Raw genomic sequence first — 8,581 nt, 5'->3', positions numbered from 1 at the left:
GTATTTCCGGGGATTAAGACGATGTGACATTTCAAATTGGGAATAAAATAGGACATTTCAAATTGGAAACCACAACAACCTTTAAATCCCTTGACAGTTTTGGTGAGGCAAGATATAATCAATACACCTTGATTAAGCGCAAAACCGTGAGGCTGCGCTCAAATGGAAGCGACTGAAGCCCCCACTACAGTCAAAGAGAAGAAGCGAAAGGGTAGACGCCCCAGCGGGCGGGTTACCATGCAGACGATTGCGGAGCGCGTCGGCGTCTCGCAGGCGACGGTGTCCTATGTGCTGAACAACAAGCCGGGGGCGCGGGTCAGCGCGGCGGTCCGCGCGGAGATTCTGCGCCTCGCGCGCGAGTTGAACTACTATCCCAACGAAGCCGCCCGGCGGCTGGCGGGAATGCGCAGCCGCACACTGGGTATCTTGCAACTGTATGTGCGACATTCCGTGTTGGCGGGCTGGTGGTCCTCGGAGATCATGCGAGGCATTGCCGATGTCGGCTTCGCAGAGGGCTATCACCTGATGATTTACGCCATGAGCGAAGACGTGCGGGAGATGTGCCTCAACGCCGTGTACAGTGGACGTCTGGAAGGCTTGATTATCCTCGCGCCACACAAGCATGAACCACTCCTGAAGGAGCTCTGCGACGCAGATATTCCCCTTGCCGCGGTCGGCACACAGCAGGTGTACGGCTGTAAAATGGTGGCGGTGGACGCCGACAACGAGATGGGCGGTTACCTCGCCACACGGCACCTCATCGAGCAGGGACATCGGCGTATCGCTCACCTGCACGGGATGCTCAGCATCCCCAACGCTTACGACCGCTATCAGGGCTACCTGCGTGCATTGCAGGATGCAGACATACCCATCGAGCATGACCTGCTTGCACAGACCGATTTCTCGGAACGGGGTGCCTGTGAAGCCACGCAACGACTGCTGCAGCTGCCCAACCCGCCGACCGCCATCTTCGCCGCGAACGATGTCTCCGCCATCGGCGCGCTACGCGCGGTGAAAGATGCCGGGCTGCGCGTGCCGGATGATATCGCCATCATCGGCTATGACGGCGCACCCATTACCGAGCTGACCGAACCGCCCCTCAGCACTGTCCAGCAACCCGCCGCTGACATGGGACGGGTAGCGGCTCGCTTACTGATCGAAGTGATCGAGGGCAACACCCCTGCAGAGCGAGTGGTGAAGCTGCCAGTGCACCTGCTGGTGAGAGCCTCCAGCCACTGTAACATTTCAGGAATGACGCAGTTGTAAAGGTTGTTCGTGAGTTGGCGATATAAAGCGGCAACACCCGTTATTCTGGGTGAAGCGAAGAGTCGTTTTGAGGGTCTGTGATGGTTTGCTTGCGTTCAGCACAACAGACAATTGGCTCTGCAGTCGGTGATAAAAGGGCAGTTGCAGAGCTGCTATCTAAAAATCTAAAAAAGAGGCAGTTATTTTATTGCACTTTTTGCCTAGCTGTGGTAAAATGTGGTAGCAAGCACAAGTGGTGCTAGCTATAAATTAATCAAAAGAATCCAATAAAAGGAGGAAAACACAACATGAAACGCCGTGCATTCACGCTCATCGAACTGCTGGTGGTCATCGCGATTATCGCGATACTGGCAGCCATCCTTTTCCCTGTGTTCGCACAGGCGCGGGAGAAGGCACGCGCGGCATCGTGCATCAGCAATCTCAAACAGATTGGGCTGGGCGCGCTCATGTACGCGCAGGACTACGACGAAATCTTCGTCGGCTCGTACAGCTATCCCAACACTTGGGGGCAATGTCCACGATTCGTGTGGTTGGACCTTATCTACCCCTATGTGAAGAACCAGCAGCTGTTCGCCTGCCCCAGCAGTAACCGGGTGTTCGCACATGATGGCACGCGCTTGAACTGTGGGCCTGTTGCATCTGCATACAACTCTGCACTTGGGCAGGAACCGGGCACTTCAGTGCGCCCATGGCGAGTGGGGTACCTAATCAATGAAGGCTACAACGACGCCAACCAGTACTGTAGCAGGTGCGATTGTAACACTGGTTTGAACTGTTACCATGGCGTCATCAGCCACTCCATCTACATCCCGGCAATCGACGACACCGTGATGGACGTCGGCGCTGCACTCGCAGCGATTGAGGATGTGGCTAACACCATTGCTATCTCTGACGGTGACCCCAACTGCCCTCACAACGGCAATCCTTCAGGAACGATGGCGGTTTTCCGCTTCCCACGCGACACCGATGTGGAGTATGATACCTATGGCAACAGCTATGTGGGAAGTGGATGCTACATCGCTGGTGAGAAGGTAGGGCGCATCGCCAAGAGGCACACCGGTGGCGCAAATCATGTGCTGGCGGACGGTCACGTGAAGTTCTTCCGCAAGACCACGCCCAATATGTGGACACGCTATCAGGATTGAGTTCGGTGAACGCCAACCCCCTGCTTTGCAGGGGTTGGCATCTTATCTACAAGGAGGAGAGGATGAAGGAGAATCAAATCAAACCGTGGCACATCATCCTGTTCACCTTCGCCATTTTGCTGGTACTGTGGCAGGTGTTCGGATATGTGCGGGAAAAGCGCAAGCAGAGCCAGGCCACGTTTCAGGCCGGCCCCGGACCCAACATCACGCCCTACACGCCGCAGCAGTTTCAGAACATCCGGCAGCGAATGGAGCAGGAAAAGTAAGCAGGCGAAGCACGAATGAAGAAAGCAATTGCAACGGTTGGGGCGGTCATCGGCATTGTGCTGCTGATGTGGTTGGGATATGGTCTGTTCGTATACAGCCGCAATTCCTCGCCCCAATTCTCGTTACCTCCACCTCTGACCCCACCCCCCAACAATGTATATAGCGAACTCATCGCGTGTATCTACAACATTCGCGAACCCGGTAAACTGGCAGCGCTTGCTCAGCAGACAGACTATGGAACACTCGCCGAGAAACAAGCCGTCGTGGAAGCCAATCGCGAGGTATTCCGGAAGGTACGAGAGGTGCTCAACAAGCCTGCACAGGTGGAGCGACTGGCATACCAGACGGGTGACCCCACCGTAGAAGCTTACCGCCAATTCGCTCGCCTTTACATCGTGCAGGCCACATTGCTTGCACAACAGGGTAAAACTGCACAAGCGCTGGATGCCTATCTAGACGCTTTTGCCTTCCTGGAAAAAATCCTTAATGGTGGCAATGTGCTCCATCTCACTTTTCACTTTATGGCAACCAGTGATCTCTTTCAGGCGATACCCGCTCTAATTCCTCGTCTGAATGCCCAGGATGCTGAGCGCGGCGCGCGTCGTCTGGAGCAATTGCTGGCAAACGAATACTCTCTGGAGAAACTTCTGGAGCAGGAATTCCGGGTTTGGTTGACCGGCTGGCAACGGACGGTGCGCGGACAGTCCCTGCGAGGCTTCCGTTTGGACCTGCCCAAATCTGACCTGGAGCGCGAAATGCTTTACCTGCCAAAGGCTCCGCTCTCGCAGGCAGCACAGCAGTACGTGCAACAATGGCTGCAACAGGTGAAATTACCCTATTCACAACAACAGTTTGTTCCTTACCCTCCTGCGTTACAACAACTGGGACGTGAACTGGTCGTACGCGAGCCAGAGGGAATTGCTCTTGCCATCGCCCGCTATACCTATACCCGCGCTCGACTGCGCCTGCTATACACTACCCTGCGTCTGGAAGCATATCGCAAGTCCCGTGGACGCTACCCGGCTTCACTGAAAGAGCTGGGGGATAGCCCATACTTCACCGACCCGTTCAGCAACCAGCCGTTTGTCTACCGCCCGCAAGGTGACCGTTACATGTTGTACAGCGTGGGACCGAACGGTAAAGACGACGGCGGTCAGCCGTTCCACGAGGGACGCCTGCGTCGCGACCAGCCCGGCGACATGGGGCTGATGCCTTACCTGCCACAACGCCCATCGTGACCCCGTTTGCTTCCTCCGGATGAAGATTGGTATACTGTACCCGCAAATCCGTGCAGGAGAGGGACGCGATATGCTCGATATCCGTTTGATTCGGGAACAGCCTGACTTCGTGAAAGACGGTCTGCAGAAGGTGGGTGCAGACCCCGCCATCATCGACGAGATACTGCAGCTGGACGCTCGCCGACGGGAGATTCTCACTCAGGTGGAAAGCCTTCGGGCGGAGCGCAACGCCGTTTCCAAAGAAATCCCCAAAATCAAAGACCCCGAAGAGCGCAACGCCCGCATCGCGCAGATGCGACAGGTGGGCGACCAGATTGCGCAGCTCGAGAAGGAACTGGAAGAGGTAGAACAGACCTTCACCGCACGGATGCTGGAGGTGCCCAACCTGCCCCACCCCAGCGTGCCCGTTGGCAAAGACGAGAGCGAGAACGTGGTGGTGAAATACGAGGGTGACCTGCCAGCATTTGAGTTTACCCCCAAACCCCACTGGGAGCTGGGCGAGCAGCTGGGCATTCTGGATTTCGAGCGGGGGATTAAGATCAGCGGCTCGCGCTTCTACATCTTGAAGAAGGCAGGGGCGGCGCTGCAACGCGCGCTCATCACCTGGATGCTGGACCTGCACACCCGCGAGCACGGCTACACCGAAGTCTACCCGCCCTATCTTGTCAAGTCAGAATGCCTTTACGGCACAGGCAACCTGCCCAAGTTCGGAGACAACCTGTATCACGATGCGGAGGAGGACTTCTGGCTCATCCCGACCGCGGAGGTGCCCGTCACCAACCTGCACCGCGAAGAGATTCTGGAAAAGGAGCAGTTACCACTTTACTATGTCGCCTACACCGCCTGCTTCCGTCGCGAGAAGATGTCGGCAGGGCGCGACGTGCGCGGCATCAAGCGCGGACACCAGTTCGATAAGGTGGAGCTGGTCAAGTTCGTGGAGCCACACACCTCCGATGAAGAGCTGATGAAGCTGATTGAAGACGCTTCGGATGTGTGCCGACGGCTGAATCTGCCCTTCCGATGGGTGCAGATGTGTACGGGCGACCTCAGCTTCGTGGCGGCGATGAAGTACGACATCGAGGTATGGGCAGCGGGCTGCCAGGAGTGGCTGGAGGTGAGCTCCTGCTCCAACTTCCGCGACTTTCAGGCGCGCCGTGCCAACATCCGCTACCGCCCTGCCCCCGGCGCCAGACCCGAGTTTGTCCACACACTTAATGGTTCGGGGCTTGCCCTGCCCCGCCTGATGATTGCCGTGCTGGAGAACTACCAGCAGACGGACGGCACGATACTCATTCCCGAAGTGTTGCGTCCCTACCTGCACGGCGCAACCCGCATCGACGTCGATGGGGAGCTAACGTAAAGGAGCAACGAGATGGGTAAGACCATAAACAGCCTGATACCGTCAAGTTAAGGAGGGAAGCATGTCCAAGATACTTATTGAAATCCCAGAAGAGGTCTATTCAGCCATCCGTCTGCCGCCTGACGAGGTGGAGGCGGAACTGCGCAAAGAGCTGGCAATCGCTTTATATCAGCGCGGTGTGCTTTCGGCTGGCAAGGCATGTGCGCTTGCTGGCTTAGACCGATGGTCTTTCGAACAAATACTGGGCAGACGTCGGATAAACAGGCACTACTCTCAAGAAGACCTGCTGGAAGATATTGCCTATGCCGACAGCGGTCAGTAACTCCTCGACCCCCATACACCTGTCAGCGATTGGCAGGTTGGACCTGCTGCGCGAGTTCTTCGAGAAGGTGATGATTCCCCCTGCTGTCTGGAACGAAGTGGTTGAGCAAGGGAAGGGACGCCCCGGTGCGGAGGATGTGCGACTCGCCTGCCAGGAAGGCTGGATAAACCTGCTCGCCCCTAACAATCGCGCGATGGTATCAATTTTACGGATGCAGCTGGACGCTGGCGAAGCGGAAGCCATTGCACTGGCCGCGGAGCACAAAGCGGATATACTCCTCATCGACGAGTCAGAGGGACGTGAGGTCGCAAGGAATCTGGGGCTGTCTGTGACTGGTAGCATTGGCATCCTTCTGAGGGCATACCGTAGCGGCAAGGTGAGTTCACTGCAGCAGGAGATGGAACGCCTGCGAAGCGAGGCAGGTTTCTGGATTAGCGATGCCCTGTACCAGCGAATCATCAGTCTCGAAGAAACGGCATAGCTGCAACATCACTGGAACTAAACGGCACCCGCCACAAACCCCTACCGCTGCACCGTTTGCACCACGCGCACGACGCCATCTGCTGCCTGCTGCGCCTGATCCCAACCCAGCGGATACAGCCCGAAAATCAGACTGCCCACCATGCACAACGCTATCGCCAGCTGCAAGCCGAAGCCAGGCCGCGGCAACGCAGGCAGTTCCGTCGGGCGGAAATACATGACCACAATCAGCCGCAGGTAGTAGAACGCGGAGATAACGCTGTTGACCGCCAGCACAATCGCCAGCAATAGCCCCACCGAACCCTGCTGCAAGGCAGCGTTGAACAGGAAAAACTTGCCCAGAAAGCCCGCGGTCGTCGGGATGCCCGCCAGCGACAGCATGAACACCGTCATCATCGCGGCGGCATGCGGGCTGCGCGTGCCCAGCCCTGACAAATCGTCAATCAGGTTGCTCTCGCGCCCCTCGTGCGCCATCAGCGACGCTACTGCAAACGCGCCCATCGTCATCAGCGCGTAGGCGATGAAGTAGTAAAGCACCGCACTGATGCCCGCCCGCGCCGAGGGGAAGCTGCTGACTGCCACCACGCCCACCAGCAGGTAACCCGCGTGCGCAATACTGGAGTACGCCAGCATCCGCTTCAGGTTGGTCTGCGCCAGCGCAAGCAGGTTTCCCACCGTCATCGTCAGAATAGCCAGTACCGCCAGCACTGGCACCCAAAGCGCGCTGGCCGGTTGGAACGCTAACGCTACGCGGATGAACACCGCAAACGCTGCCGTCTTCGCCGCGGACGCCATGAACGCCGCTGCTGACGTGGGCGCGCCCTCATAGACATCCGGCGTCCACATGTGGAACGGCACCAGCGCCGCCTTGAAACCCAGTCCTACTAATATCCAACCTAACCCTGCATACAGCAGCAACCGTTTCGCTGGCTCCGACGAAAACAGCGCAGGCATCAGTTCGTTGAGATTGGTGGTGCCAGACGCCCCGTAAACAAGCGCAATGCCGTAAATCAGGAAACCTGACGCGAACGCCCCCAGCAGAAAGTACTTCAATGCTGCCTCCTCCGAGCGAGCCTCCGTACGCGCCAGCCCCGCCATCACATACATGGAAAGGGACAATATCTCCAGCCCGATAAACAGCACCAGCAGGTTCTGCGCCGCCGCCATCACCATGCCACCCGCCGTGGAAAACAGCACGAGCGCAAAATACTCGGGAAAGCGGATGCGCTTCTCCTGCAGATACGGTTCCGCCATCAGCACCGCAATGGCAGCGATGCCCAGCAGAATCAGCCGCACCATCTGCGCAAACTGGTCACTCAACACCGTACCAGCGAAGGCGGTCAAAGGCTTATTCCAGAAGAAGACCACCGTCCCCCCGCTGACAGCGATGCCCACCAGGCTCAGTACTACCAGCGGGGTATACGTGCCCCGACGCATTGATAACCCGATGAGCAACACCGCCATCGCCGTTACCGAAAGCACCAGCTCTGGCGCAATCGCGCTGAAACGAATGTCCTGGGGCAGCGGCGGGTAACCGTTCATGCCTGCGCTCCTCCTGCTTCCAGCACAGCCTCACGGATGGCAAGTAACAGCTCTGGCGGCGTATCGGTGGGCACAGCGCAACCGGGCGCGACGATGATGCCCCGTCCTCGCGTCTGCTCAATGGTCTCGCGTACCTGCTGCTTCACCTGCTCCACTGTCATGCTCTTGATGTTCACCTCGTCCACGCCCGCCATGATGCAGCCCGTGTACTTCAGCCGCGCTTCGGGAATGGATGGTGCGGTGATTCGGTTGCTCCAGGACAGGATGTGCGCCTTCGCGCTCAGCGGCAGCATCAGGTCGAAGTAGATGTTCTCGCCGTGCAGATGCAGTACGTTCACCGGCGCGCCCTGCGCCGCATCCAGCACCATCTCATCCAGCGGCAGGAAGATACGCTCATACTCTTCTGGCGTCGCCAAGTCAGCACTTGCGCCAGCCACCGCCAGATAGGTACCGATGCCCTCCTCCGCCAACTTCCTTGCGTAGCCCGCCAGCGACTGCGCGATACGTTCCAGCCCAATGCGTACGGTATCTGCATCCTGGCGAAGGTGGTTCAACAGCTGCTGCTGCGAAATCTTCTGCGCGTAAGCGAACACGTTGAACACCGTGTCCACAATGGGCGCGTCGTCTCCCTTGCGCCGCTGGATGATGCGCAACGCCGCCAGCTGCTCGCCAAAGTTGCCCTTGTCAGGGGGAAGCACCGATAGCTTCGCCCAGTCGCTGATAGAGTGAATCGATGCCATGCCCAGCGGCATCTCATACGGGATGTCGTGCATTACCTTGAACAGGTCGGGGTCATATTTAGCGTAGAACTCCAGCTCCGCGTTTGCCAGAGTCTCCCCTGCGGGTGGGTTCAGTCGGAAGTGATACCACAGGCTGTACGGCACGCGGTCTACCGCCTCGCCCCGTATCGCTGCCTGAATGCGTTCGAATTTGGTCATCGCCGTTCGCCCTCCCGTAGTTG

General features: G+C 57.9%; 9 protein-coding genes. 7 read left to right on the top strand and 2 right to left on the bottom strand.

Features of this window, described 5'->3' with window-relative positions:
• Positions 1–162: 162 nt before the first annotated feature.
• The 7 genes from K6U75_12920 to K6U75_12890 all read left to right on the top strand — a co-directional run bounded on the left by K6U75_12920 (position 163) and on the right by K6U75_12890 (position 6,079).
• Positions 163–1,266, top strand: coding sequence for a LacI family transcriptional regulator (locus K6U75_12920; GenBank protein MCL6475941.1), 1,104 nt, complete (start codon positions 163–165; stop codon positions 1,264–1,266).
• Between the two features lie 287 nt (positions 1,267–1,553).
• Positions 1,554–2,411: a DUF1559 domain-containing protein gene (locus K6U75_12915; protein ID MCL6475940.1), complete on the top strand. Its 858-nt coding sequence runs from the start codon at positions 1,554–1,556 to the stop codon at positions 2,409–2,411.
• Between the two features lie 62 nt (positions 2,412–2,473).
• Positions 2,474–2,677: a hypothetical protein gene (locus K6U75_12910; protein ID MCL6475939.1), complete on the top strand. Its 204-nt coding sequence runs from the start codon at positions 2,474–2,476 to the stop codon at positions 2,675–2,677.
• 15 nt (positions 2,678–2,692) lie between these two features.
• Positions 2,693–3,916 carry a hypothetical protein gene (locus K6U75_12905; protein ID MCL6475938.1) on the top strand — a complete coding sequence of 408 codons (1,224 nt, stop codon included), beginning with the start codon at positions 2,693–2,695 and terminating at the stop codon, positions 3,914–3,916.
• 70 nt (positions 3,917–3,986) lie between these two features.
• Positions 3,987–5,276, top strand: a complete 1,290-nt coding sequence (gene serS, locus K6U75_12900) for a serine--tRNA ligase (protein MCL6475937.1) — start codon at positions 3,987–3,989, stop codon at positions 5,274–5,276.
• 61 nt (positions 5,277–5,337) lie between these two features.
• Positions 5,338–5,598 (top strand): UPF0175 family protein, encoded by a 261-nt coding sequence (locus K6U75_12895; GenBank protein MCL6475936.1) that lies wholly within the window; start codon positions 5,338–5,340, stop codon positions 5,596–5,598.
• Positions 5,579–6,079 (top strand): DUF3368 domain-containing protein, encoded by a 501-nt coding sequence (locus tag K6U75_12890; protein ID MCL6475935.1) that lies wholly within the window; start codon positions 5,579–5,581, stop codon positions 6,077–6,079. Before K6U75_12895 ends, K6U75_12890 begins: the two co-directional genes overlap by 20 nt.
• Before the next feature lie 41 nt (positions 6,080–6,120).
• Here K6U75_12890 and K6U75_12885 read toward each other — a convergent pair whose 3' ends face one another.
• Together K6U75_12885 and K6U75_12880 are read right to left on the bottom strand one after the other, a co-directional pair.
• On the bottom strand, positions 6,121–7,620 hold the full coding sequence (locus K6U75_12885; GenBank protein MCL6475934.1) for an NADH-quinone oxidoreductase subunit N: 1,500 nt from the start codon (positions 7,618–7,620) through the stop codon (positions 6,121–6,123).
• Entirely contained in the window at positions 7,617–8,558 is a 942-nt protein-coding gene (locus tag K6U75_12880) for a hypothetical protein (GenBank protein ID MCL6475933.1), read from the bottom strand. The genes K6U75_12885 and K6U75_12880 overlap by 4 nt, the downstream gene beginning before the upstream one ends.
• Between the last annotated feature and the right edge of the window lie 23 nt (positions 8,559–8,581).

It is taken from the genome of Bacillota bacterium (genome assembly GCA_023511455.1).
GTDB lineage: Bacteria > Armatimonadota > HRBIN16 > HRBIN16 > HRBIN16 > HRBIN16.
The sequence above is the reverse complement of the archived record's forward strand: the minus strand, read 5'-3'. Positions and strand labels throughout refer to the sequence as shown.